The following is a 24149-nucleotide window of genomic DNA, read 5'->3' on the forward strand; positions in this document are numbered from 1 at the left end:
TTTCCCATGTCAGTCCTGAAAAGTTTCATTGCCGGCCAGTGGGTCGGTGAAAAGCCCGCCAAGGCCCTGCCCAGCGCCATCAACGGCGAAGTCGTGGCAAACACCCACGACGACACCCTCGATTTCAGGAAAGCCGTTGAGTATGGCCGCAAGGTTGGTGGCAAGAACCTGATGGCCATGGATTTCCAGGAACGCGCCCTGGCCCTCAAGGCCATGGCCATGTACCTGCAGGAGCACAAGAAAGAGCTTTACGCACTGTCGATGCATACCGGATCGAGCAAAGCCGATAACGGCATCGATATTGATGGTGGTTTCGGCACCCTGTTCTCCTACGCCAGCATGGGGCGGCGAGAACTGCCGTCCGGTAACGTAGTGCACGAAGGCCCGGTGACGCCGCTTGGCAAGAACAACCACTTTGCCGGTACCCACATCCTGGTGCCCCGGGGCGGCGTGGCTGTGCATATTGATGCCTACAACTTTCCGGTGTGGGGCATGCTTGAGAAATTCGCACCCACCTTCCTGGCGGGCATGCCGTCCATTGTAAAGCCGGCCACCTCTACCTGCTACGTGACCGAACTGGCCGTTCGCCTGATGCAGGAATCCGGCGCGCTTCCTGAAGGCAGCCTGCAGCTGATCATTGGCAGCACCGGCGACCTGTTCGACCATCTTGAAGAGCAGGACGTGGTTACCTTCACCGGCTCGGCAGCAACAGCTCGCAAACTCAAGAATCATCCGAACATCATCAACCGTTCGATTCCGTTCAATGCCGAGGCCGACTCACTGAACAGTGCCATTCTGGCGCCAGACGTGACCCCCGAGCACGAAGAGTTCGATATCTTCGTGAAGGAAGTGGGCCGCGAGATGACGGCGAAGGCCGGTCAGAAGTGTACCGCTATACGCCGGATTCTGGTGCCGAAAGATCAGGTGGACGCTGTCTGCGGGAAGCTGAAAGAGCGGTTATCGAAAGTCACCGTGGGCGATCCTTCGGTTGAAGGCGTACGCATGGGCGCTCTTGCCTCCATCGACCAGCTGGAAGACGTCAAAGCCAATATCCAGGAACTGCTGAAGACCAGCGAACTGGTCATCGGTGGCGACGACAGCTTCAAACCGACTGGCGAAGGCACCGAAAAAGGCGCGTTTATCGAGCCGCACGTACTGCTGTGCCGGAACCCGGAAAAGGGTTGTGGAGCACACGACATTGAGGCCTTTGGCCCGGTAGCAACGGTGATTCCCTACGACACCGTCGAAGACGCAGTGGCTCTGTGTGCGCAAGGCCGGGGCTCACTGGTCACCACCCTGACCACCCGCGATCCCGCCATTGCCGGCAAGGTCGCCCCTCTGTTGGCCGCCTTCCATGGCCGTCTGCACCTGCTGGACGCGGAAGCGGCGAAGGAATCCACCGGCCACGGCTCACCTCTGCCCATGCTCAAGCATGGCGGCCCCGGTCGCGCCGGCGGTGGTGAAGAGCTCGGCGGCATCCGCGCGGTACATCATTACCTGCAAAGAACTGCAATTCAGGGCTCCCCGACCATGCTGGCAGCAGTCACCCGTGAGTACGTGCGCGGTGCCGATCTGATCGAAACCGAAGTGCACCCATTCCGTCGTCATTTCGAGGACCTGCAGATCAACGAATCCCTGCTGACTCACCGGCGCACGGTTACCGAGGCGGACATCGTCAACTTCGGCTGCCTGTCCGGCGACCACTTCTACATGCACTTTGATGAAATTGCGGCGCGGGACTCCCAGTTCGGCAAGCGCATTGCCCACGGCTATTTTGTGCTTTCCGCTGCGGCGGGCCTGTTCGTTTATCCGGGCGAAGGTCCGGTTCTGGCGAACTACGGCCTGGACACCCTGCGCTTCATCGAGCCGGTGGCCCCGGGCGACACCATCCGGGCTCGGCTGACCTGCAAGCGCAAGATCGATCAGGGTCGGACATCTCCGGACGGCCACCCCCAGGGTGTGGTGGTCTGGGATGTCCAGGTTCACAACCAGAACGATGAGCTGGTTGCGAGCTACGACATCCTGACACTGGTTGCCAAGAAGCCCGGGTAACACCGGACTGCGAGACCTTCTTCCTGTCCTGGACCCTAGGGAGAAGGTCACAGGTAAATAAATGGGGTCAGATGAAAGCCTTCATCTGACCCCGGCCTCAGCGAACATGATTTTCAGATTTAACGACCTGGCTAATGGGTGCCCCCCTTTTATTTGTGCTTTACATGCCCTGGGCGATTACATACCCAGGTAGGCCTCGCGAACCTTCTCATTACTGAGCAGCTCCCGGCCAGTACCTTCAACCACCACCTTGCCAGTTTCCAGCACATAGCCACGGTCAGCCAGTGCCAGCGCCTGTGAGGCATTCTGCTCGACCAGGAAGATGGTAATGCCCTCTTCCTTCAGCTCATTTACGATGTTAAAGATCTCTTCGATGATCAACGGCGCCAGGCCCATGCTGGGCTCGTCCAGAAGCAGCAGCCTTGGCTTGGCCATCAGGGCCCGGCCCATCGCCAGCATCTGCTGCTGGCCACCGGAGAGCTCACCCGCCAGGTTATGGCGCTTCTGGCGAAGGATGGGGAACTTGGTGTACATGCGCTCCAGATCGTCCATCGCCTCGGGTGTCCTGCCCCGGGTGTAGGCACCCAGCAGCAGGTTGTCGTGGACACTGAGGTCCTTGAACACCTGCCTGCCCTCAGGCACCTGCACAATGCCATCGGCCACACGCTGATCAGCAGGGATCTTCGCCAGGTCCTTGCCCTCAAAGGTTATAGCGCCCCGGTCGGCAGGCTGTAACCCGGAGATGGTCATCAGCAGGGTCGATTTGCCGGCACCATTGGCACCGACAAGCGACACGATCTCGCCACTGTTGATGTGGATATCCACATCATGCAGCACCTCGATCTGGCCATAAGATGTCACCAGCCCCTTGATGGACAGCATTTCCTGCTTTGCATGAGGCGCAGACACCCGGTCGGCGTGTTTGAGGCCCAGCCCCCCGAACTTTTCCGGGGTATAGCTGACAATCTGGTGACGCAGCTCCCGGAACTCTTCCCGCACCCGCTCACCAAACAGGGGATCGTTTTCCACATCCCGCGCTTCGATGATCTGTTGCCAGTCCTGCTCGGTCAGCAGTTTCCGGGCCCGGGGAATAACCACGCCCTCTTCCTTGCGGATATGCTTGCGCAAGGCTTCAGTGAAACGTGCCAGGGCATGACTGAATTCCTCCCGACCTTCCGGCCAGCCCTCTTCGCACGCTGCCAGCAGCTTGCGCAACTCCAGCAGTTTTTCATGGCCAATCACGTAGCCCCTGGCCAGCTTCTCAAGCAGGGGCGCTGTCTCGGGGGACTTCTCACTGAGCCGCTTGTAGAGCTCGATGTCCGTGGGCGTACTGTGTACCCGCCGGGAGAAGTGCTGAATGTAATCAAAGATCGTCCTGAGCAGCCGCTCATCCGGCCGCTGGTCGTTGACGTTCATATCGCTCAGAAGCTGATCCAGCAGATCCAGGATCCGCCACAGCGCCTGATGTTCCTGAACAATAATTCGCACGGCCTGCTCACTGCGTGACCGGGCAGGCGCCATTTCAGTGTGTTGCTCGCTCATGTGAAATGTCTCCTTGCTCAGCCACCCAGATAGGCGGCGATAACGTCCGGGTTCTGACGGATTTCCTCGGGCGTACCCTCGGCCAGAACGCGACCATAGTTAAGCACCAGCAACCGGTCGGAGATTCCCATCACCAGTTTCATATCGTGCTCAACCAGCATCACGGTGGTGCCCTGATCGGCAATTTTCCGGATCAGGTCTTCCAGAGCCGCCGTTTCGACAGCGTTGAGGCCTGCTGCCGGCTCATCCAGCAGGATGACCTTTGGCTCGGCCGCCAGTGCCCGGGCAATCTCGAGCCGCTTGAGCGCACCGTAGGACATCGCAGAGGCCTCGGCACCCACGTACTCGCCACAACCCACATACTCCATAAGGTCCGCGGCGCGTTTATAGGCAGACTCCTCGTCCCGACGCAAAGCCGGCAACCGGAACAGCGTAGTGAGCAGACTGCTCTTGAGCTGTAGGTGCCGACCGAGCATCACATTTTCCATGGCGGTCATGTTCATACAGACCTGCATCTGCTGAAAGGTCCGGCACATGCCTCGCTCCGCAAGCTGGTTCGGTGCCAGCCTGGCGGTACTCTCGCCGTTCAGCAGAATCTCACCCTTCGTGGGGACATAGAGGCCGGTAATCAGGTTAAACAATGTAGTCTTGCCGGCACCGTTCGGGCCAATCACGGAATAGACCTGCCCGGCCTCCACGGCGAAACTGACACCTTCCACCGCATGAACACCACCAAAGGCCTTATCCAGCCCCTTTACTTCAACCAGTGCTGTCATGCCTTACCTCCCGCTTTCCTGCGCATTCTTTTGGAAACGACTGCGGTGATGGTGGGCAACAGGCCCTTGGGCATGAAGATCATGGTCAGCATCAGGATCAGGCCGAACATCACGGCTTCCAGTTCCTGGAAATCCGCCAGAACCTGCGGTAACAGTTTCAATACCACGGCACCCAGAATCACACCGAACGTGGAACCCATACCGCCAAGGACGACCATGGTGATAAAGAGAATGGAGAACTCGAAGCTTGCCACCGCAGGGGTGATAAAACCCTGAAAATGGGCGTAAAGGCCGCCCATGACGCTGGCATAGATCGCGGAGATCACGAATACGAGGCTTTTGTACTTCGCAGTGTCAACGCCCACCACACTGGCAGCCACTTCCGAGCCTTTCACGGAGCGTAACGCCCGGCCAATGGGCGATTCGATCAGATTCTGGGCAAACCAGACCGCCAGCAGAAGCACCACGCTGGCCAGGATATACCAGGCCTGGACACCCGAGATCTCAAGCCCAAACAACGAATACTGACCAAAGGTACTGAGCTCCCAGCCAAAGAGATCGAAGGCCGGAACCGGCATGCCGTCCGGACCGCCGGTGATGGCACGCTCGTTGTTCAGAATAATGGCAATAATGAAACCCACCGCGAGGGTTGCCATGGACAGGTAATGCCCCTTCAGACGCAGGATCGGGCGACCCACAATCCAGGCAATGATGCCAACTACAATGGCACCGACCACCAGCGCAGGGACAGAAGACCAGCCGTAAGTCCCGGTTGCGATACCCGTGAAGTAAGCACCCAGGCCAAAGAAGCCGGCGTGGCCGAGGCTGATCTGGCCGGCAAAGCCCACCAATAGGTTCAGGCCGATTACGGTGGCGGCAATGATGGCCATCTGGATGACCAGCTCATAATGGAACGGATTGCCCAGAAATGCCGGAAGGATAATCAGGATGAGCGCGAGGACCAGCAGGCCCCGGAGGCGCGACTGCATAAACCGGTTCAACATCAGACACGCTCCACTACTTTGGCGCCGAAAAGTCCCCGGGGCATGAAGAAGAGTACCAGCAGGATCATGGAAAACGCGACGGCGTCCTTGTAATCGGATGAAATGTAACCGGCTGCCATGGCTTCAACAATGCCAAGGGCAAGGCCACCGACAACAGCACCCACACCGCTGCCAAGACCACCGATAGCTGCGGCAACAAAGCCTTTCAGTCCGAGGATGATCCCGATGTCATAGGAAGTGAAGGTAATCGGTGCTACCACAATACCGGCTACCGAGCCAAGCAACGCAGACACCATGAATGCCAGCATGAGCACCATCTGGGTGCGGATACCCACCAGACGCGCCGCCTCCTTGTTCATGGAGGTTGCCAGAATTGCTTTGCCAATCAGTGTTTTGGTAAAGAACAGCACCAAAGCCACCACCAGGATCGCGCCAATACCCAGAACCCACAGGCTCTGGCTGTTCAGCACCGCACCAAACACCCGGATAGGCTGGTCGGTGCTGAAGTTCTGCATCACGTGGTACTCCTTGCCCCAGATTACCTGTGCGATACCGCGAATAAAGATGGATGCGCCAATGGTGATAATAATCAGGGTAACCACATCGGCCTGTTTGGCCGGCGCAATCGCGAAGCGCTGCAGGGCGATGCCGAGGATACCGGCCAGGACGACGGCCAGCACGACCGCCAGGATCATGGGCACACCCATGGCCGTAAGTGAAACCGTCGCCATGCCTCCAATCATAAGGAACTCGCCCTGGGCAAAGTTGATGACGTGACTGGCGTTATAGATCAGGGTAAAACCGAGGGCTATCAGAGCGTAGGTCGCACCGATAGTAATCCCGGTGAACAGGTACTGTAAGAATTCTGCGAGCATAGCGGTGGTTCCGGTCGAACATCGGCTGGCGACTTGCCCTGAAAAGGGGTCGTCGCCAGCCGCGAGACAGGTTAAAGGGGTATCAGTCGATTAGTTTCCATTCGCCGTTCTGGACTTCCAGAATGCGGAAGGATTCCGGATCAAGGCCGTTGTGGTCTTCCGGGGACATGTTGAACACGCCCGTTACACCGACATAGCCCTGGATGTTTTCCAGCGCGTTACGAACCGCTTCCGGATCGGTAGAGCCAGCTTCTTCCATGGCGCGAACTGCCAGCATCAGGCCGTCGTAGGCATAGGCACCGAAAGTGGACACCTTGGAATCCCAGCGAGCTTCGTATTCAGCCTTGTAGTTCTGGACCACTTCTTTCTGGGGATCGTCGTCCGGCAGGGAATCCGGCACCAGCAGCGGAGATGCGGGCAGGCGGAGACCCTCGGCAGAAGAGCCGGCCAGCTCGAGGAAACTGTCAGAAGCTACGCCGTGGGACTGGTAGAACGGAAGCTCCATGCCCAACTGGGCATAGTTACGGGTCACAATGGCCGGGCCCTGGCCGAAACCGAAGTTGAGAACCGCTTCAACACCTTTTGTGTTACGGATATTGGTCAGTTGGGCAGTCATATCTGTATCAGATCCGCTGTAGGTGACATCGGCCACCACTTCCATACCCATTTCTTCGGTCACTTCCAGAGTCTGGGTGCGACCGGAACTGCCGAAACCACCGGTGCCGGAAATCAGGCCAAATCGGGTAATGCCACGGTCTTTCATGTCGGCGAGAATTCGCTCTGCCGCCATGCGATCAGTTTGCGGAGTCTTGAACACCCACTTCTTGACCGGTGTGGTAATAACCACGGCGCCCGCCAGGGATATGAACGGAACCTGTGCCTGCTCGATCAGCGGTACCGCTGCCATGGTGGCACCGGTGGTGCTGCCGCCGACGATGACATCCACCCGGTCTGAACGGATCAGGCGGCTGGCGAAGTTACGGGCAGACGAGGCATTGCCAACGTCGTCATAATGGATCAGCTCCAACTGACGACCAAGGACACCGCCGTCTTCATTGATTTTTTCAACGTACATCTCGAGCGTTTTCAGCTCGGGATCGCCAAGGAAGGATGCCGGACCTGTCACAGACAGGAACGAACCAATCTTGATGGGGTCAGCAGCCTGGGCGCTCATCATCATGAGGCCGGCAGCAGCGACTACTGCGCATTTTCCGACGCGACGGATCATTGTTCTAAGCATTGTTTTTATTCTCCCGGATTGTGCAGGGGCTTGAGTATATTGTTATTCCCTCATCCTTGATCAGATGCACTCCTGTTTCTTCGCCTCCGGTAAATTCGATACCATTGACGAATGTCAAATCAAGTTATTGTATCATAACTTCCATGTCAACCGATTTCAGGGAGATCGGTCGACGCTCCTTAAGTAAAGCCGACGGTGGCACACCACGCCAGCACGGCGATCAGGGAGACAAATCTTTACCTGACACGCAGGACCCGCATAATACGTGCAACGTGTTTCATTGATTCTTATTTGCGAACCCAGGCCATGACTGCGAAAAGCCAGCTCGAACTGCTCGTCAAGAATTTTCAAAAGAAGCGGCCACTCCGTGCCGGTTCCCTCATCATTACCATCTATGGCGACGCCATAGTTCCCCGAGGCGGCAATGTCTGGCTTGGCAGCCTGATGAAGCTGGTCGAACCCATGGGCATCAGCCAGCGGCTGGTTCGCACCTCCGTGTATCGCCTGGTCCAGGAATCCTGGCTGCAAACCGAAAAGGTCGGCCGCTGCAGTTATTACAGCCTCACCGGCCCCGGGCTGCGCCGTTTCGAGCAGGCCTTCCAGCACGTTTATAATCTCGATACCGAGGAATGGAGCGGCAGCTGGTGCCTTGTGTACCTGAATCAGCTGGCTCCGGAACTTCGCCAGAAAGTCCGCGAAGAACTGAAGTGGCTCAGCTTTGGCAGCATGGCGCCGGGCTTGATGGAGCACCCCCGGTTTACCCGCAGCGAACTGATTCCCATGCTGCAGGAGTGGGGCGCCCTGGAAGACACTATCGTGATGCAGACCATGCCCATGGAGCAGAAAAGCCCCAAGGCACTCAGGTTGCAGGTGCGCGAGAGCTGGAACCTGGACGAGCTGGGAGGTCGGTACCGGCGCTTCCTGGCTCAATTCCGGCCCCTCTGGCGTGAGCTGCAATCGGAAGACACGCTCAGCCCGAAAGAATGCCTGATCCTCCGGATATTGCTGATTCACGAGTACCGAAAAATTCTGCTTCGAGACCCACTACTGCCGGACGAGTTGCTACCGGGCGACTGGGAAGGCCGCAGCGCCAAGCAACTCTGCCGGAACCTGTACCGGAAGATTTATGTGCGGGCGGAACAATGGCTGGATGAAACCCTGGAAAATGCCTCCGGCCCCCTCCCCGGCCCCGGCGAGAAATTCTTCAAGCGCTTTGGAGGGCTGAGAGACATGACCACGACTCAGGAAGAAACGCCGGAATCCGCTGTCTGAATACAGCGAACTGTTGTACTCTGAACTGAAAGGTCGGAATAACGGTGTTTCATGAGCTCCAGCAAACAGCGCCTGCAGCCCGAATTCGAGTGGGTCGATCAGCAAGGTGACGAATCGATCCGCTACCTTGATCATGGATACCCCAGCCCCCTTGTGCGCTGGCACTACCATGAGGAGTATGAACTACACCTGATCACAGCGACGTCAGGCAAGGTGTTCGTTGGCGACTACATTGGCAATTTCTCACCTGACAGCCTGATACTGGTTGGCCCCAACCTGCCCCACAACTGGATAAGCCAGCTGGATAAGGGGGAGCGCGTCGAGTTACGCGACCGCGTCATCAACTTCTCCCATGAGTTTGTGAAAGGATGCGAATCCTTCTTCCCGGAAGCACGGCTGCTGGCTCCGTTCTGGGAGCGCGCGCAGTATGGCATTGAGTTTCTGAACCCCGACAGCATTGCCAGGGCCGTGGAGCTGTTCGAAGACATTGCAACTTCCGGAGGTTTCAGGCGCCTGACCCGATTCTGGACGCTGATAGAGCTTCTTGCGGGCATTGATGATTACCGGGTGCTCTCCTCATCAACCTACATTCCGATCACCGATGAGAAGATCCTCCATCGGCTCAATCTGGCCGTCAATTACATCTTTGAGTCCTATGACACCAGCATCTCGCTTGAAGAAGTCGCAGACCATGTGAACATGGGGCCGACCTATTTTTCCAAATTCTTCAGGAAAGCGACTGGCCAGCGCTTTATTGAGTTCGTCAATACCCTGCGCATCAACAAAGCCTGCGAACATCTTGCCCATACCGACGAGCCGATTACTGAAATCTGCTTTTCGGTCGGATTCAACAACATCGCAAACTTCAACCGCCGCTTTTTTCACCTCAAGAAAATGACACCTTCGGACTATCGAAAGGCATCAATGGATGTTCTTTACCGGGGCTGACCCGCTTTTTACCTTTTTCAAACAATACCTTATAGCTGCATATCATTTTCCTCCCGAATCAGAAAGATGACGTGTTAGCCCCCATTCAAGGCAAAGTTCACGTCGACTCGCATAACCGATGACAGCTCACCTGATGGAAAAAAAGTACATAAATCTGGCGAATTATGTATTTGTCCGCTTTTCATGCCCAGCGTGTAATAGGACCCAGCACCCGATTGGGTGTACCGGCAACAACAATGTTGACGGGTTTCCAGATTTAGCCCGGATCGACCTACTCCAAAAATAAACAGAGGTTTGAACATGAGCACCAACACCCTTTTCCCGGCGCAGGTCGCAGCCGGAATCCTGACCGCATCCTCCTCCGCCATGACGGCAACTAAAGTCACTTACAGATAAACGAAGTTCCGCATAGATTTAATGCGACTACTCAGCGTGGAAATAAAACAAATAGCATCCATCACATGAGGTAAAATCAATGAGATTAATAAGCGCTTCAAAACTGGGGACGGTTTGTGCGTTGCTGGGGATGGCCGCCAGCCCCACTTACGCCACAGAATTGGGGCTGGCCTCCAGCCCCGCCCCTGGCACGGAATTATTCGACGGTAAAGTAGAAATCAAGGGCGCTATCATGAGCTCCTTCCAGGAACTGGAAGCTGACGATAATGCGTTCAATGTTGCTGATCGGTCGACCGACTCAGGCTTCAACCGGATACGCTTTTCTCTCGGCTTCGATATCCAGGTCTCAGAACGCATCAATGCCTTTGTGGAACTCAGCGAAGAACCGAATGACTTTGGCACTGACGATCAGTTCGAAATCTCCAACGACCTGTCGTTTATCAATTATATGCTCACTGATGACCTCACTTTTCGTTTGGGCGGAGTTGTCACCGCGGTGCGCAACTTCGGGGGATATTCGGACGGTGCCGTGGTACAGGGCAACCCACTGATTGGCAACTCACCCGCCGATATGGTTACCGCGGAATCCGGCTTCACCGTCTTGGGAAGCCATGATATCGGCAGCGGTTTTCTCAAACGGGTGAACTGGGACGCCACCGTGACTGTGCCCACCTTCTTCGAGGATTTCGGCGGGGATCGTGGCTATGATTACTTCTTCAAGGGTTCTCTGGACCTGCCCATGGGCTTCAGTGTCGGCGGCGGCTATGCCTTCAATGACCTGGGTGATCAGGTTACCGGCGATAATCCGCGCCCGTTCAGTGAGGTTCAGACGATGGGTATGGTGCAGGGTGACGGCGATAACTACAACTTCCCGGGCAGTGGTGCCGGTGCTCGTGATACCCATGCCGGTCTGGTGCCGGGTCTGGAAGTCGATGTGTGGCAGATCGGTGCCCAGTATGAGGGTGAGGATATCCCGCTCTATGCCCGCATCTGGTTCGGTCGGGCTGAAGATAAATTCAGTTTTGGAGACAGCTCAGGGAATCAAACCGTTGCTAGCCAGGCCACCCAGTTCCTGCAGCAGACAAGCGAAATGCAATTTTACGGCACGGAGGCCAGCTACTACATAATGCCTTCAAAACTCTACGGTGCAGTGCGCTACACCCTTGTGACTAATGAGTCCGACAATGCCGGTCCCGACGACGAGTTGACACGTACCCAGGTCGGCGGCGGTTATTGGCTAAATGATGTGGCGCTAGTAAAGGCGGAGTACGTGAGCCAGCAAGAGGGCGCGAATTCCCCCGGTCAGATCGGGGATGACTGGGATGGCTTTATGCTGGAAGCCTCTGTAGTTTTCTAGTTTCCGCTCCGGAAAAATTGGGTACAGACCCCGTTTTCTTTAATCGGGGTCTGTACTCAATTGATAGTGTTTCCGATTAGCATCTCTGCCGAAATCGATCTGGCAACCGAAGCTCGAGTGCTGGATCCTGGCCCGACTGCGTCACCGGGCATTCGATAACACATCGAGATGGCCGTGTGCAAATCGGTCACGTTCGCCGGAATACACAACTTTATCGCGTCAGATTTTTCCTTTTCTAACAGGACAATGCTTTACCGACAGCCGCTCAAAAGGTGGTTCACGGTGGCTGACGCTTAAGGGGACAGCTCGGCGAATGGCAAAAAAGTACATAAATCTGGCGAAGTATGTATTTGTCCGCTTTTCATACTCAGCGTGTAATGGGCTCATAGGACTCAGCACCCGATTGGGTGTACCGACAACAATGTTGACGGGTTTCCAGATTTAGCCCGGATCGACCTACTCCAAAAATAAACAGAGGTTCGAACATGAGCACCAACAGCTTTTTCCCTGCGCTGGTCGCAGCCGGAATCCTGACCGCATCCTTCCCGGCCATGGCGGCCACCAAAGTCACGATTGGCACCGTCAACAACGGCGACATGATTCGCATGCAAGGTTTGTCTGATGCCTTCGAAGCAGAATACCCGAATATAGACCTCGACTGGGTCGTACTTGAGGAAAATGTCCTCCGCCAGCGCCTGACCACGGATATTGCCACCGGCGGTGGCCAGTTCGACGTGATGACCATCGGCATGTACGAGGCCCCGATCTGGGGAGAAAAAGGCTGGCTGACGGTTATGGATGACCTGCCGGAAGACTATGACAAGGAAGATATTTTCCCGTCGGTCCTTGGCGGCCTCTCGAAGAACGGGAAGCTCTACGCGCTGCCCTTCTATGCCGAAAGCTCGATGACCTACTACCGCAAGGATCTTTTCGAAAAAAACGGGTTAACCATGCCGGCCCAGCCCACCTGGGAACAGATGAAGTCGTTCGCCAAAACCCTCCACAAGCCCGACGAGGGACAATACGGGGTTTGCCTGCGCGGCAAAGCCGGCTGGGGCGAAAACATGGCGCTGATCACCACCATCGCCAACGCGTTCGGTGCCCGCTGGTTTGACGAAGAGTGGAAACCTGAATTCACCGGCCCGGAGTGGAAAGACGCGCTCACGTTCTACGTCGACCTGCTGGGTAACTACGGTCCCCCGGGGGCATCCTCCAATGGCTTCAATGAAAACCTCGCACTGTTCAATTCCGGCAAATGCGGCCTATGGGTAGACGCCACGGTAGCCGGCGCGTTTGTTACCGACAAATCCCAGAGCAAGGTCGCTGATAAGGTTGGTTTTGCACTGGCACCAAGCCAGAAGACCGATAAGGGCGCTGGTTGGCTGTGGTCCTGGGCACTGGCCATTCCGGTCAGCTCGGATGCAAAAGAAGCCGCCAAGACCTTTATCACCTGGGCGACATCCAAGCAATACAGCGCCCTGGTGGCGGAGACAACCGGCATCGCAACCACTCCTCCGGGCACTCGGGCATCAACTTACGACAACGCCGAGTACCTTGCTGCCGCGCCGTTTGCGGCCAAAACCCTCGAGTCGATGGATAGGGCCGATCCCAATGACGCCACCCTGAAGCCGGCCCCCTATGTGGGCGTTCAGTTTGCCGCCATCCCGGAGTTTCAGGCCATTGCAACCCAGGTTGGCAAACTTTTCTCCGGGGCGCTCGCCGGCTCCATGTCGACGGAACAGGCCCTGATGGGCGCCCAGTCGATTACGACCCGCGAAATGACCCGGGCGCGTTACTACTCAAAGTAATCACGTCGCTATGAACTAACACAACTGGCACCTGTGGGTCCCGTCATGCCGCTCCATCGGCTTATACGGGCAGCCCACACCGTCAGGGCCCCTTCCCGGAGGCATTGGCATGGAAACAAAAACTTTGGATGCGGACGCAATCCGCACAATGCAAGACACGGCTCCGACTGCAGGAGGTGTCAGCAAACAGAAAGCCAGAGTCAGCCGGCTCATGGTATCGCCATCGGTGCTGTTGCTTCTGCTCTGGATGGTTGTTCCCCTGTCCATGACGATTTACTTCTCGTTGATCCGGTATAACCTGCTTTATCCCGGCGAAAACGAGTACGTCGGCCTGGAGAACTTCCGGTTTTTCGTGACTGACCTGGGATTCATGGCCGGCATGACCAACACACTGCTGCTGGTCGGCTCGGTACTCTTGATCACAGTCGTATTCGGTGTCCTGATTTCACTGCTCATTAATCTGGCGTTCTGGGGTCAGGGGATTGTCAGAATCCTGTTGATTTCGCCGTTTTTCATCATGCCCACGGTAAATGCACTGGTCTGGAAAAACCTGCTGCTGCACCCGGTGTCGGGGGTCTTTGCCGCCATCTGGCAGTTTTTCGGCGCGCAACCCATTGACTGGTTCTCGGAGTTTCCGCTTTTCTCCATCATCATGATCGTGTCGTGGCAATGGCTGCCTTTCGCGATCCTTCTGCTGATGACCGCACTGCAGTCGCTCGACCAGGAGCAGCAGGAAGCCGCGCGACTGGACGGCGCTGGCCCATGGGCCCTGTTCTGGCACCTGACCCTCCCCCACCTGGCCCGCCCGATTGCCGTGGTGGTGATGATCGAAACCATTTTCCTGCTCTCACTGTTTGCGGAAATCTTCACAACAACCGGTGGTGGCCCCGGCTACGAAACCACCAACCTCGCCTACCTGATCTACAGCCAGGCGTTACTCCAGTTCGACGTTGGCCTTGCGTCAGCGGGCGGACTGATTGCCGTCATTCTTGCCAATATCGCCGCGTTCTTCCTGGTTCGCGTCGTCGGCAAGAGTCTGACCGATAAACAATAACGCCGGAGGTGACACCATGCTTAGCCTGAAACAACGCCGAAGCCTGACAACGGCCCTTATGGGTATCCTGGCCTGGGGCGTAGCCCTGGCCATCTTCTTTCCGATTTTCTGGATGCTGCTGACCAGCTTCAAAACCGAAATCGACGCGTTCGCGACGCCGCCCCAACTGTTCTTCACACCCACGCTGGAGAACTACACGCTGGTCAATGAGCGCAGCGACTACTTCCACTTTGCCTGGAACTCGGTGGTTGTGTCTTTCGGCTCAACGATTATCGGGATGCTGCTGGCGGTACCCGCCGCCTACTCCATGGCGTTTTTCGAGACCAAACGCACCAAGGCCACCCTGCTCTGGATGCTGTCCACCAAGATGCTGCCACCTGTCGGCGTACTGGTCCCGATCTACCTGCTGTTCAAAGACCTGCAGATGCTGGATACCCGCATTGGGCTGACCATTATTTTCACGCTGATCAACCTGCCAATCATGATCTGGATGGCTTACACCTACTTCAAGGAAATCCCGAAAGAGGTACTGGAAGCCGCGCGTATGGACGGCTCAACGCTGTTCCAGGAGATCTGGCGGGTTCTGCTTCCCATGAGCAAAGGCGGGCTGGCGTCCACCGTTCTGCTGGCACTGATTCTGAGCTGGAACGAGGCATTCTGGTCGCTGAACCTCACCGCATCGCAGGCAGCGCCCCTGACTGCCCTGATCGCCTCCTACTCGAGTCCCGAAGGACTGTTCTGGGCCAAGTTGTCCGCAGTCTCAACCCTGGCCTGCGCTCCGATCCTGATCTTTGGCTGGATCAGTCAGAAACAGTTGGTTCGCGGTTTGTCCTTTGGCGCAGTTAAATAACGGAGAATTCCCATGGCTGATTTAACAATAAAAAACCTGAAAAAATCCTTTGGGGATGTGGAAATCCTCAAAGGCATCAACCTGAACATCAAGGATCACGAGTTTGTTGTCTTCGTTGGCCCCTCAGGCTGTGGCAAGTCGACCCTGCTGCGCTCGATCGCCGGCCTTGAAGAGGTCACCAGTGGTCATATTTACCTGGACGACAGGGAAATCACCGAACTCGCGCCCGCCAAGCGGGATCTGGCGATGGTCTTCCAGAGCTATGCGCTCTATCCCCACATGTCCGTGCGCAAGAACATGTCATTCGCGCTGGAGCTGGCCAAGGAGCCCAAAGAGACGATCAAAGCCAAGGTGGCCGAAGCAGCTCGCATTCTGGAGCTGGAGCCTTTGCTTGAGCGTAAACCCAAGGAACTGTCCGGTGGGCAACGCCAGCGCGTTGCCATTGGCCGCTCCATCGTCCGCCAGCCCAAGGTATTCCTGTTTGACGAACCGCTGTCGAACCTCGATGCCGCACTTCGCGTGCAGATGCGGCTTGAACTTGCGCGGCTTCACCATGACCTGAAAGCCACCATGATCTACGTGACTCACGATCAGGTCGAAGCCATGACCCTCGCCAATAAGGTCGTGGTACTCAACCAGGGGCAGATCGAGCAGGTCGGCTCGCCCATGGAGCTCTATCACAGCCCGGCCAACCGGTTTGTCGCGGGCTTTCTCGGCATGCCGAAAATGAGTTTCCTGCCTGCTACCGTGCTTGCATGCGATCATCAGGGAACCCGAATCCAGCTCGAAGATGGCGCCACACTCACCCTGCCGGTCGAGGGGACATCATTGCGCAAGGACAGCCGCGTAACCCTGGGCGTGCGGCCTGAGAACATTTATGTCTCCGACCCTGCGGAAAGCCACCTCACCGGCCGTCTGGACATAGCAGAAAATCTTGGCAGTGACACCTACTGTTACGTCAAAACCGGTACCGGCGAAACGCTTACGGTCCGGACACCGGGCAATTTCACATGCAACTTTGGCCAGCAGATCGGCCTGAGCCTCGAGCTCGACCAGTGCCACCTGTTCGATGACCAGGACCAGGCCCTGCCCAGACTCGAGCAGATCGCCGCCTGACACGCGAAGGGCCGGCCCCGCCGACCGGAAAACAGGGTGAACCTATGAAGCTGAACAAGACCACACTGTCCGACCTGCCAAGCGGCGTTTCGCGCCCGCAGTACAATCGGGCAAACCTGAAACATGGCATCATCCACATCGGGGTTGGCGGCTTTCACCGTGCCCATCAGGCCATGTACACAGACAGACTGTTGCAGCAAGGCGGCAACGACGACTGGGCCATCTGCGGAGTCGGGCTGCGTGAGGCAGACCGAACCATGCAGTCCGTCCTGGCAGAACAGGACTACCTCTATACCCTGATCGAGCTGGGCTCCGATGGCACCAATGCATTGAGTGTCATCGGTGCGATCACCGATTTTCTGTTTGCTCCGGACGACCCCGACCGGGTGATCGAAAAGCTTGCCAGTCCTGACGTCCGAATCGTTTCCCTCACCATTACCGAGGGAGGCTACAACGTTGATGACAATACCGGGCTTTTCAATCATGAGCATCCGGATGTGGTTCATGACCTGCAGCATCCCCAGCAGCCGCGCACCGTGTTTGGTTTTCTGACCGAAGCCCTTGCCCGCCGCAGAAACCGGGGACTGGCACCATTTACCATCATGTCCTGCGACAACCTGCCCCACAACGGCCATGCAGCGCGCAGCGCTTTACTGGCATTCGCCTACATGCGTGATGCCGGGCTGGCAGAGTGGATTGATCAACAGGTCACTTTTCCCTGCAGTATGGTGGATCGAATTACACCGGGAACCACGCCCGCCCATACCGAGTGGCTGAAACTCTCCCATGGTATCGAGGATCGCTGGCCAGTCATCTGCGAACCCTTCACCCAGTGGGTTCTGGAAGACAATTTCTGCAACGGCCGCCCGGACTGGGCGTCCGCCGGTGCCCGGTTCACAGGCAATGTGGCCCCCTACGAGCTGATGAAAATCCGGCTGCTGAATGCCAGCCACTCGGCCATGGCGTACCTGGGTTACCTTGCCGGCTATCGCTACACCCATGAAGTCATGGCAGACAGCCGTTTCACCGATTTTATCCGGGCCTTCATGGATGAGGATGTTACCCCGATTCTGGGTGACATTCCGGGCGTTGATCTCGTTGGCTATAAGGCGACACTGATCGACCGCTTTTCCAACCCACAGGTCGGCGACCAACTGGCCAGGCTGTGCCTTGACGGATCCAGCAAGATCCCCAAGTTCCTGGTGCCAACCATTCGAGCGCTTATTCAGGAATCCCGGCCCCTGGACCGCGTGGCCCTGGTCATCGCAAGCTGGGCGGTATACCTCAAAGGCAAGGACGAAGCCGGCCACCTGCATGAAGTTCGGGATCCGCTTGCTGAACGCCTGCAAACCGCAGTGCAGGACCGGGACAGCCTGAACCAGACGTTTCTGGGCATGGAGGATCTGTTCAGCAGGGATTTGATCCATTCCCGGGCCTTTTGCGCGGCCTTTGAGTCCGCCGTCAAAAGGCTGGAATCCGATGGTGTTCTGGCGACCCTGGAATCGTTGTCAGTCACTTAAAGACGCCCCAGGCAGGAAACAGACAATGCAAAAGGTTATCGCATTTGGAGAAGCACTGATCGACATGCTCTCCAGCAACGTCGGCAACACACCCGGAACCGGGACGACAGAAACAACCGGGCAGGAAACCTTCACCAAGTTTCCCGGTGGTGCTCCGGCGAACGTCGCAGCCGCGGTTGGTAAGCTGGGCGGTCGCAGCTACTTTGCGGGCAAGGTCGGAGCGGACATGTTCGGGGATTTCCTCAAGGCATCACTGGAAGACAACGGCGTAAATACCGACTACCTGCTGCAGACCCGCGAAGCCAAAACGGCACTGGCCTTTGTGTCACTGGACGCCCATGGCGAGCGAAGCTTCGAGTTCTATCGCAACCCTTCCGCGGATACGCTGTTTCGTTCGGAGGACTTTCAGGATGAATGGTTTCAGGAGCCGGGAATTTTCCATTTCTGTTCCAATACGCTGGCCGAGCCCGGCATACGGGAAACAACCCTGGCGGGCCTGGAAAAAGCCAGGAGTGCCGATTTTGTCATCAGCTTTGATCTGAATCTGCGGGAAAATCTGTGGCCAGAGAACAGCGACCCATTCGGCGCTGTATGGTCCTGCATCAAGCGGGCACATGTGGTTAAACTCAGCGCAGAAGAACTGGCCTTCCTCTGCGGTGATCAGGATGAGGATCTTGTCCTGAGGAGGCTCCAGAACGCCGGCGTCGCATTGATCGTGATCACCGACGGAGGAGCACCCATGCGTTATTACACAGGCAGCCATAAAGGGCTGATTCAACCTGTAGAGGTAACCATGGTAGACAGCACAGCGGCCGGCGATGCCTTTGTCGGCGGCCTGCTATACCGCCTCTCAGAAACGGAAGTGTCTCCGGCGCGATTGACTGCTCTGGGCGAACATCCTGAAGCCCTGAAAGAAATGCTTCAGTTCGCCAGCGCCTGCGGCGCCCACGCGGTAACCCGCGCTGGGGCATTTACCTCACTGCCGAGCCAGTCTGACCTGGAGAGCCTGCTCAGGATTTCCCGGCACCGGACTCAGCCAACTGTGCCCGGGTCTTGAGACGCCCCTCCCGGCGTGCCTGGGCATTGTCGAACCGACGCTTCTGCTGAGGGGTCACCGGGACAACCTCCGGCAGCTCAACCGACGACCGCAGTTTCGTCTTGACGCTGCTGTGCCCGCCTTGCCAGATGAAGCATGAGTACACCCAGCGCCATAACAACCAGAGTCAACCAAAGACCGTTGGTGTAATTACCCTCCACATCCGCCAGATAGCCGACGACTGCCGGTGCCACCATCTGCGCTATGCCATAACTGAAGGTCAGCCGGCTCATGGGCCGGGAGGGATTTTCGGGGAACACGCGCCCGACCATCGCCAGCATCATGCTGACAATACCGATAAAGCTGGCACCATAAATCACGGAACTGAGCATCACACTGGTCAGGCTGGTGTTCATGATCAGCATCAGGATACTCACCGAGTTCAGTGTGTAGGCCAGGTACAGTGCCAGCCACTGCCCCCAGCGACGGGAGAATACATCCCAGAGCCAGCAGGCCGGGGTGGCGGCAAGACCGGCAATCAGCCAGACCAGCCAGCCCTGGCCGCTGAGCTCGGGCATGGATTCGGCGATGGCCACCAGGAACGTGGCTGTCACCACATAGCCCACGCCGGCGCAGAAATACGCCAGTTGCAGTATACGGATGAAGCGGCTCCGCTCATCCCCGGTACCTTCACCCCCTGTGCGGGGCAGAGCGCAGGCCCGGTAGTCCGGCATCCAGCGCCAGGCAGGAACCAGAAGTGCCAGCGCCACCAACCCGTAGATCACCCATTGCTGATCCCAGGTGAACGGGTCCTTGATCAGCTCGGCCACCACGGCAGTCAGGACAATCCCAAGCCCGATGCCGGAAAAGAACACACCAAGCTCGGATTTCTGGTTATTCTTGATCAGCCAGCTCATCAGCAGGCCGGCTCCCAGCAACATGCCCGCTGAAGTGCTCAGCCCGGAGATAAAGCGCAGAATGAACCACAACCACATGTTGGTGGTGTACCCCATGAGCACCGTCGAAACCACGGCGACCACCAGTCCGAGCTGGTACAGCCTGACCTTGAGACCGAGATCGCTGATCCGGGTAATGAGCACCGCCCCGGTCAGGTAGCCGGCATAGTTCACGGTAGCCAGCATGCCGACAACGGATTTGCTCAGCCCCAGCGCAGCAACCATTTCCGGGATCATCGGCGTGTAGGAAAACCGGGCGATCCCCACCATGACCACAACGGCGATCACGCTGGCCACCAGCACTTTTATTGTTTCTATCGGTTTCACGCGGTGCCCTTACATCGGAACGAGTTCAGATCAGGCGCGGCCCAGGAACTTGCGCTCCTCCACGTTAATGCGAATGCGATCTCCGGTGGAGATATGTTCAGGCACCTGTACCACCAGACCAGTTGCAAAACGGGCGGGCTTGGTTCTGGCCGTCGCAGAGCCGCCTTTGACGGACGGATCCGTCTCTTCAATCACCAGTTCAACGGTGGGCGGAAGTGCGAGTGCAACCGGCGAGTCCTTCAACAGGATAACCATAACGCCCTGCGTGTCTTCGGAGATGAACAGCAGCTCTTCGGCAATGGCGTCCCGGTTCAGGCTGTACTGGGTGAAGTCCTCGGTATCCATGAACACGTACTCATCGCCATCCGCGTAGGAAAAGGTGGCTTCCCGGCGCGTCAGGTCAGCCAGGTTGAGCATGTCCGAATCCTTGAATGTCTCGTCAAGCTTCTGGCTGGTCACCACATCGTACATTCGCATCCGGTACAGGCTGCCACCGGCACGGCCCTGGGGGACCGAGCGCTCAATGTCTTTCACGAAATACACCCGTCCGTCGTATTCAACAGCGGAATTCTTTTTGATCTCACTGGCTCTGGGCATGTCTTCTGTTTCCGTAAAGGGAGTTTCGCTTAACCGTTCAGCCCCAAATGCTCTGAATCCTGCTCAATGCAACGATCCAGAAGCGCCAGGTAATCCGCCTTGGCTTTAACCTTGGTTTCCCGGTGCGCACGCATGTTCAGAGTCTTGAAGTGGAGCGCAAGCCCGGTGGCTCGTTCGATCAGTTTGTCCTGGGCAACCACCTCATCCAGGAACCCTGCCTCGACCGCGCCTTCAGGGCTGTAGATTTCAGCGTTTACAACCGAGCGGTAGAAATGAGCCGGCGCCAGACGGTGGCGGGCAATTTCGATACCGGCATGGTGCATGGTCATGCCAATCGCAACCTCATTCAGGCCCAGCTTGAAGGGCCCTTCGATACCAATGCGATGATCTACGGACAGCAGGATGAACGCTCCCTTGGCAATGGCATGGCCGCTGCACGCGCCGATCACCGGCAACGGAAACGCCGCGAGGCGACGGGTCAGTTTGGAGCCGGTAGTTACCAGCGCCGCAGCTTCCTTCGGACCTTTCTGCATTTCCTTCAGATCGTAACCGGCGGAGAAAATGCCCGGCTGGCCGGTGAGGATAACAACGGCCTTGTCCTGCTCCGCACGATCCAGCGCCTGATTCAGGCCCTCAATAACCTCATGACTCAGGGCATTCGCCTTGCCATTGCTGATGGTGATCGTCGCAACACCGTCTTTCAACTCGTAACCTACCAGCTCAGTCACCTGCCTTACCTCTCTGCCAAAATTAAAGTGAGCGTTTGTTTACTTAGTCGGACCAGATTGTGGGTCAGCCGCGTCCGAGTTTCAACAATCTTTGCAAGAATTCGAAGGGCACGGAGCTCTGAATAATCTTACCCACAAAAACTGTGGATAACTTTGTGGGAACAGCTCGGACAGGTGTCTTCAGCCCTGCAATCACAGGGCTTCAGGGATTATGGCGTTTTAATGACCGGCTACGCCTTAAACAGCACGCTCGAGCTACCGAATAGCTTAGGATTGCAGCCGCAGGCTGACCTGTGGCGGTGCATGTCACGGGTCAGCCTCTGTTGAAATCCGACATCACATCCTGCAGATCCCGCTTGAGCTCCTCGGGTTCGGTGATCCAAACGGTTTTATCAAGGCCGGGAAAGACGCCGACATCCAGGCCATCCCTGGTCAGCCCGGGCACCCATTTCCTGAAAAAGTCTGGCAATGAAATACTTCGGGGAGACAGGTCATCGGCACCCTTGGCGTAGTCGGCGGCAAACGCCGGGGCAGGCCAAACGGGCAGGTACTCTACGTCGCCATCGTCGGAGGCAATTTTCAGGAAGCGATTCCCGGTATTAACCAGAATCCAGATTTCGCGCTCCTCGCCCACCTGGTTCAGGAAGTAGTCGTACCGCAGTTCGCCGTCCATTTCGATTACCGGGGTAAGTTCATCACTGCTCATATCAGGCACGCCACTCCAACAAGTTGCTTTCGGGTAGGTTTCGGAGCCTAACACGGAATCCGGGAAGACTGACTGTAGTACGTTCACGGATGCGGCTCATTGCCTTTTTAACCGGTTCATGTGCCACATTAGCCATGGTGAGCTCCTCTTGCCAGTGCTTAAAGAAAGTGATCCAGGCCGATAACGGTCCCGGCTCCAGACCGATTCGGTCTGCCTTGTTCAGTTCGATCAGGTTCATCTGCAAAATGTTCCCCAGCGATATGTCCGGCTGGGTTTCGTCACGCATCTCGAACCGACACACCGCTTGCCTACGTTCGTTCTCAGTTGCAGTGAACAAATCAAAATCCAGCAGGTGCAGCCCGACCGAGGCTCTCAGGTGCTGGTAGTCCTCCCCAGCATCCAGTTGCGTGCCCAGAGTACGCGCAAGGTAAAACAAACCGCGCTTATGCCAAGCACCGTACCTGCGAACCTGTATCTCGACATTATAGCAGTGGCCTTCCCCATCCCGAGCCAGGACATCCAGGATAATGTATTTGCCAGTCAGTTCACTGGCTTCGATATTCGGGTTCAGAATATCAACCGACATAATATCCGGAAGATCAGGGCGCAGATCATTAATCAGGTTCACCAACAGATCCGGGGCTTCTGCAAACAAACGCTTGAAAACGTAATCGTTGGTCGGATCGAGTAAGTCGCTCATGAGGCCACCTGAATGAATGGCGGTTATTCTACCACACCCCCTCACCTCATCGGATAACACCAAAAACTCAAAAAAAACAGGCCAGTCCCAGACCGGCACCCACAGCCAGACCCAGTATCCTTTAACAAAAGTTCAGTGATTGCTGAACGAGTTGGCGTATCGGCAGAAACCGTCAGCTTTCAACCATCCGGGCCCTCAGGCGCGGTAACTGGGCCGGGTAGTTTTCCTGGATGAAGGTTACCAGCCCCTCACGAACCGCACATCTGAGGTCCCAGTTCCGGCTTGAATCCGAAGCGCTCATCAGGAACCGCACCTGCATGGCCTGGTCGCTGGCATCGGTCACCTGCACTGTAGCCACCTTACCATCCCAGAGTCCCGACTGAGCCAGCAACCGGTTGAACTCCTGCCGAAGCGCCTTCACCGGCATGGTGTAGTCCACCCAGATAAATACGGTTCCCAGCAGATCCGCGGTATTTCTGGACCAGTTCTGGAACGGATTCTCGATAAACCACTGCAGTGGAATAACCAGTCGGCGAAGGTCCCAGACCCTCAAAACCACATAGGTGGACGTCACCTCTTCCACCCAGCACCACTCCCCCTGAACGTTCAGTACATCATCTATCCGGAAGGGCTGGGTGAGCGCAATCTGCATCCCCGCCAGCAAATTGCTCAGCACGGGGCGGGCGGCGAAACCCAGAATCAGGCCGCCGACCCCCGCCGATGCGAGCAGGCTGGCACCCATGTGCTGGACGGACTCAAAGGTCATCAGGGCCGCACCCAAGCCGATAATGACAATGAGGATATTCAGGGCGCGAACCAGAAACCGGGTCTGGGTTTCGACCTTGCGGGCGCGCTTCCACTGCCCCTCGAGCACCGGGTTCAGCGCCACGATAACCTCACCAATCGCGGAAGTCAGCCGAACCGCCGCCCAGGTGATCGCCAGAACAAGCAATAAAGTGGTGACTTGCTGCATGGCTGCCATCAACGGCAAATCCGCTGGCGCCGCCTCCAGCGCCCCGGCCAGCACCAGCAGACAGAAGACCACGCCGAGCGCCCGGGCTGCGGCGTCGAGAAACAATCGCAGCACCGTTCCCGGCTCGGAGAAATGGCGAAAGACCGCCAGCGCCAGCCGGTAAACGACATAGGTGGCGGCAACCGCGAGGATCGCCGAGAATCCGGGCCACATCCACGCCTTGAAACCAGCCTCAAACGCTTCCAGCATCAGTCCCCCGCGAGTCCTTGTTCATCTGGGTTGCACAGAAAGAACCGGGGCCGCCCGGGCGCCCGGC

21 protein-coding genes and 1 pseudogene are annotated in these 24149 nt (G+C 57.1%); 10 read left to right on the plus strand and 12 right to left on the minus strand.

What is annotated here, in order from left to right:
• The first annotated feature begins 6 nt into the window (after nt 1–6).
• Nucleotides 7–2052, plus strand: coding sequence for a phenylacetic acid degradation bifunctional protein PaaZ (gene paaZ / locus NLK58_RS07725; RefSeq protein WP_341582460.1), 2046 nt, complete (start codon nt 7–9; stop codon nt 2050–2052).
• Between the two features lie 177 nt (nt 2053–2229).
• Here the strand turns inward: paaZ and NLK58_RS07730 are convergent, their stop codons facing one another.
• From NLK58_RS07730 to NLK58_RS07755, 6 genes and pseudogenes are all read right to left on the minus strand, one after another.
• Nucleotides 2230–2934: an ABC transporter ATP-binding protein gene (locus NLK58_RS07730; protein ID WP_341582780.1), complete on the minus strand. Its 705-nt coding sequence runs from the start codon at nt 2932–2934 to the stop codon at nt 2230–2232.
• Nucleotides 2935–3192: 258 nt separating this feature from the next.
• Nucleotides 3193–3594: pseudogene (locus tag NLK58_RS07735) on the minus strand (ABC transporter); the annotation flags it as partial.
• Nucleotides 3595–3611: 17 nt separating this feature from the next.
• Nucleotides 3612–4370: an ABC transporter ATP-binding protein gene (locus tag NLK58_RS07740; protein ID WP_303287092.1), complete on the minus strand. Its 759-nt coding sequence runs from the start codon at nt 4368–4370 to the stop codon at nt 3612–3614.
• On the minus strand, nt 4367–5374 hold the full coding sequence (locus NLK58_RS07745; RefSeq protein WP_341582461.1) for a branched-chain amino acid ABC transporter permease: 1008 nt from the start codon (nt 5372–5374) through the stop codon (nt 4367–4369). The genes NLK58_RS07740 and NLK58_RS07745 overlap by 4 nt, the downstream gene beginning before the upstream one ends.
• Nucleotides 5374–6249, minus strand: coding sequence for a branched-chain amino acid ABC transporter permease (locus NLK58_RS07750; protein WP_341582462.1), 876 nt, complete (start codon nt 6247–6249; stop codon nt 5374–5376). Before NLK58_RS07750 ends, NLK58_RS07745 begins: the two co-directional genes overlap by 1 nt.
• A gap of 82 nt (nt 6250–6331) precedes the next feature.
• Nucleotides 6332–7489, minus strand: coding sequence for an ABC transporter substrate-binding protein (locus NLK58_RS07755; protein WP_341582463.1), 1158 nt, complete (start codon nt 7487–7489; stop codon nt 6332–6334).
• Between the two features lie 306 nt (nt 7490–7795).
• Here NLK58_RS07755 and paaX point away from each other — a divergent pair, with 306 nt between their 5' ends.
• The 9 genes from paaX (at nt 7796) to NLK58_RS07800 (ending at nt 18867) form a co-directional block, all read left to right on the plus strand.
• Nucleotides 7796–8761 carry a phenylacetic acid degradation operon negative regulatory protein PaaX gene (gene paaX / locus NLK58_RS07760; protein ID WP_341582464.1) on the plus strand — a complete coding sequence of 322 codons (966 nt, stop codon included), beginning with the start codon at nt 7796–7798 and terminating at the stop codon, nt 8759–8761.
• Between the two features lie 51 nt (nt 8762–8812).
• Nucleotides 8813–9709: an AraC family transcriptional regulator gene (locus NLK58_RS07765; protein ID WP_117617981.1), complete on the plus strand. Its 897-nt coding sequence runs from the start codon at nt 8813–8815 to the stop codon at nt 9707–9709.
• Nucleotides 9710–10184: 475 nt separating this feature from the next.
• Nucleotides 10185–11462 (plus strand): hypothetical protein, encoded by a 1278-nt coding sequence (locus tag NLK58_RS07770; RefSeq protein WP_162893693.1) that lies wholly within the window; start codon nt 10185–10187, stop codon nt 11460–11462.
• Nucleotides 11463–12013: 551 nt separating this feature from the next.
• Nucleotides 12014–13270, plus strand: coding sequence for a sugar ABC transporter substrate-binding protein (locus NLK58_RS07775; RefSeq protein WP_341582781.1), 1257 nt, complete (start codon nt 12014–12016; stop codon nt 13268–13270).
• 148 nt (nt 13271–13418) lie between these two features.
• Nucleotides 13419–14324 (plus strand): carbohydrate ABC transporter permease, encoded by a 906-nt coding sequence (locus NLK58_RS07780; RefSeq protein WP_205422322.1) that lies wholly within the window; start codon nt 13419–13421, stop codon nt 14322–14324.
• Between the two features lie 16 nt (nt 14325–14340).
• Complete coding sequence (locus NLK58_RS07785; protein ID WP_117617985.1) at nt 14341–15174, plus strand: carbohydrate ABC transporter permease; 834 nt, start codon at nt 14341–14343, stop codon at nt 15172–15174.
• A 12-nt stretch (nt 15175–15186) separates the two neighbouring features.
• A complete protein-coding gene (locus NLK58_RS07790; RefSeq protein WP_117617986.1) occupies nt 15187–16290 on the plus strand; it encodes an ABC transporter ATP-binding protein in 1104 nt (367 codons plus the stop codon).
• Between the two features lie 44 nt (nt 16291–16334).
• Nucleotides 16335–17810, plus strand: a complete 1476-nt coding sequence (locus tag NLK58_RS07795; protein WP_117617987.1) for a mannitol dehydrogenase family protein — start codon at nt 16335–16337, stop codon at nt 17808–17810.
• A gap of 25 nt (nt 17811–17835) precedes the next feature.
• Nucleotides 17836–18867 (plus strand): carbohydrate kinase, encoded by a 1032-nt coding sequence (locus NLK58_RS07800; RefSeq protein WP_341582465.1) that lies wholly within the window; start codon nt 17836–17838, stop codon nt 18865–18867.
• 77 nt (nt 18868–18944) lie between these two features.
• Here NLK58_RS07800 and NLK58_RS07805 read toward each other — a convergent pair whose 3' ends face one another.
• From NLK58_RS07805 to NLK58_RS07830, 6 genes are all read right to left on the minus strand, one after another.
• Nucleotides 18945–20129, minus strand: a complete 1185-nt coding sequence (locus NLK58_RS07805) for a YbfB/YjiJ family MFS transporter (RefSeq protein WP_117617989.1) — start codon at nt 20127–20129, stop codon at nt 18945–18947.
• 30 nt (nt 20130–20159) lie between these two features.
• The gene (gene yeiP, locus NLK58_RS07810; protein ID WP_117617990.1) at nt 20160–20726 is read right to left on the minus strand and encodes an elongation factor P-like protein YeiP; all 567 of its coding nucleotides are present in this window, start codon (nt 20724–20726) and stop codon (nt 20160–20162) included.
• Nucleotides 20727–20755: 29 nt separating this feature from the next.
• Nucleotides 20756–21454: a crotonase/enoyl-CoA hydratase family protein gene (locus NLK58_RS07815; protein ID WP_117617991.1), complete on the minus strand. Its 699-nt coding sequence runs from the start codon at nt 21452–21454 to the stop codon at nt 20756–20758.
• Nucleotides 21455–21767: 313 nt separating this feature from the next.
• Nucleotides 21768–22160 (minus strand): DUF2750 domain-containing protein, encoded by a 393-nt coding sequence (locus NLK58_RS07820; protein ID WP_117617992.1) that lies wholly within the window; start codon nt 22158–22160, stop codon nt 21768–21770.
• Nucleotide 22161: 1 nt separating this feature from the next.
• On the minus strand, nt 22162–22860 hold the full coding sequence (locus NLK58_RS07825; protein WP_117617993.1) for an Rpn family recombination-promoting nuclease/putative transposase: 699 nt from the start codon (nt 22858–22860) through the stop codon (nt 22162–22164).
• Nucleotides 22861–23032: 172 nt separating this feature from the next.
• Complete coding sequence (locus tag NLK58_RS07830; protein ID WP_303287107.1) at nt 23033–24082, minus strand: mechanosensitive ion channel family protein; 1050 nt, start codon at nt 24080–24082, stop codon at nt 23033–23035.
• Nucleotides 24083–24149: the final 67 nt, after the last annotated feature.

Origin of the sequence: Marinobacter metalliresistant (assembly GCF_038098645.1) — a bacterium.
Taxonomy (GTDB): Bacteria; Pseudomonadota; Gammaproteobacteria; order Pseudomonadales; family Oleiphilaceae; genus Marinobacter; species Marinobacter metalliresistant.

What these genes read in the sequence shown, in the direction of transcription:
- paaZ (WP_341582460.1), top strand. Translation starts at nt 7, where the DNA reads ATGTCAGTCCTGAAAAGTTTCATTGCCGGCCAGTGGGTCGGTGAAAAG.
- NLK58_RS07730 (WP_341582780.1), bottom strand. Translation starts at nt 2,934, where the DNA reads ATGCTGTCCATCAAGGGGCTGGTGACATCTTATGGCCAGATCGAGGTG.
- NLK58_RS07740 (WP_303287092.1), bottom strand. Translation starts at nt 4,370, where the DNA reads ATGACAGCACTGGTTGAAGTAAAGGGGCTGGATAAGGCCTTTGGTGGT.
- NLK58_RS07745 (WP_341582461.1), bottom strand. Translation starts at nt 5,374, where the DNA reads ATGTTGAACCGGTTTATGCAGTCGCGCCTCCGGGGCCTGCTGGTCCTC.
- NLK58_RS07750 (WP_341582462.1), bottom strand. Translation starts at nt 6,249, where the DNA reads ATGCTCGCAGAATTCTTACAGTACCTGTTCACCGGGATTACTATCGGT.
- NLK58_RS07755 (WP_341582463.1), bottom strand. Translation starts at nt 7,489, where the DNA reads ATGCTTAGAACAATGATCCGTCGCGTCGGAAAATGCGCAGTAGTCGCT.
- paaX (WP_341582464.1), top strand. Translation starts at nt 7,796, where the DNA reads ATGACTGCGAAAAGCCAGCTCGAACTGCTCGTCAAGAATTTTCAAAAG.
- NLK58_RS07765 (WP_117617981.1), top strand. Translation starts at nt 8,813, where the DNA reads ATGAGCTCCAGCAAACAGCGCCTGCAGCCCGAATTCGAGTGGGTCGAT.
- NLK58_RS07770 (WP_162893693.1), top strand. Translation starts at nt 10,185, where the DNA reads ATGAGATTAATAAGCGCTTCAAAACTGGGGACGGTTTGTGCGTTGCTG.
- NLK58_RS07775 (WP_341582781.1), top strand. Translation starts at nt 12,014, where the DNA reads ATGGCGGCCACCAAAGTCACGATTGGCACCGTCAACAACGGCGACATG.
- NLK58_RS07780 (WP_205422322.1), top strand. Translation starts at nt 13,419, where the DNA reads ATGCAAGACACGGCTCCGACTGCAGGAGGTGTCAGCAAACAGAAAGCC.
- NLK58_RS07785 (WP_117617985.1), top strand. Translation starts at nt 14,341, where the DNA reads ATGCTTAGCCTGAAACAACGCCGAAGCCTGACAACGGCCCTTATGGGT.
- NLK58_RS07790 (WP_117617986.1), top strand. Translation starts at nt 15,187, where the DNA reads ATGGCTGATTTAACAATAAAAAACCTGAAAAAATCCTTTGGGGATGTG.
- NLK58_RS07795 (WP_117617987.1), top strand. Translation starts at nt 16,335, where the DNA reads ATGAAGCTGAACAAGACCACACTGTCCGACCTGCCAAGCGGCGTTTCG.
- NLK58_RS07800 (WP_341582465.1), top strand. Translation starts at nt 17,836, where the DNA reads ATGCAAAAGGTTATCGCATTTGGAGAAGCACTGATCGACATGCTCTCC.
- yeiP (WP_117617990.1), bottom strand. Translation starts at nt 20,726, where the DNA reads ATGCCCAGAGCCAGTGAGATCAAAAAGAATTCCGCTGTTGAATACGAC.
- NLK58_RS07820 (WP_117617992.1), bottom strand. Translation starts at nt 22,160, where the DNA reads ATGAGCAGTGATGAACTTACCCCGGTAATCGAAATGGACGGCGAACTG.
- NLK58_RS07825 (WP_117617993.1), bottom strand. Translation starts at nt 22,860, where the DNA reads ATGAGCGACTTACTCGATCCGACCAACGATTACGTTTTCAAGCGTTTG.
- NLK58_RS07830 (WP_303287107.1), bottom strand. Translation starts at nt 24,082, where the DNA reads ATGCTGGAAGCGTTTGAGGCTGGTTTCAAGGCGTGGATGTGGCCCGGA.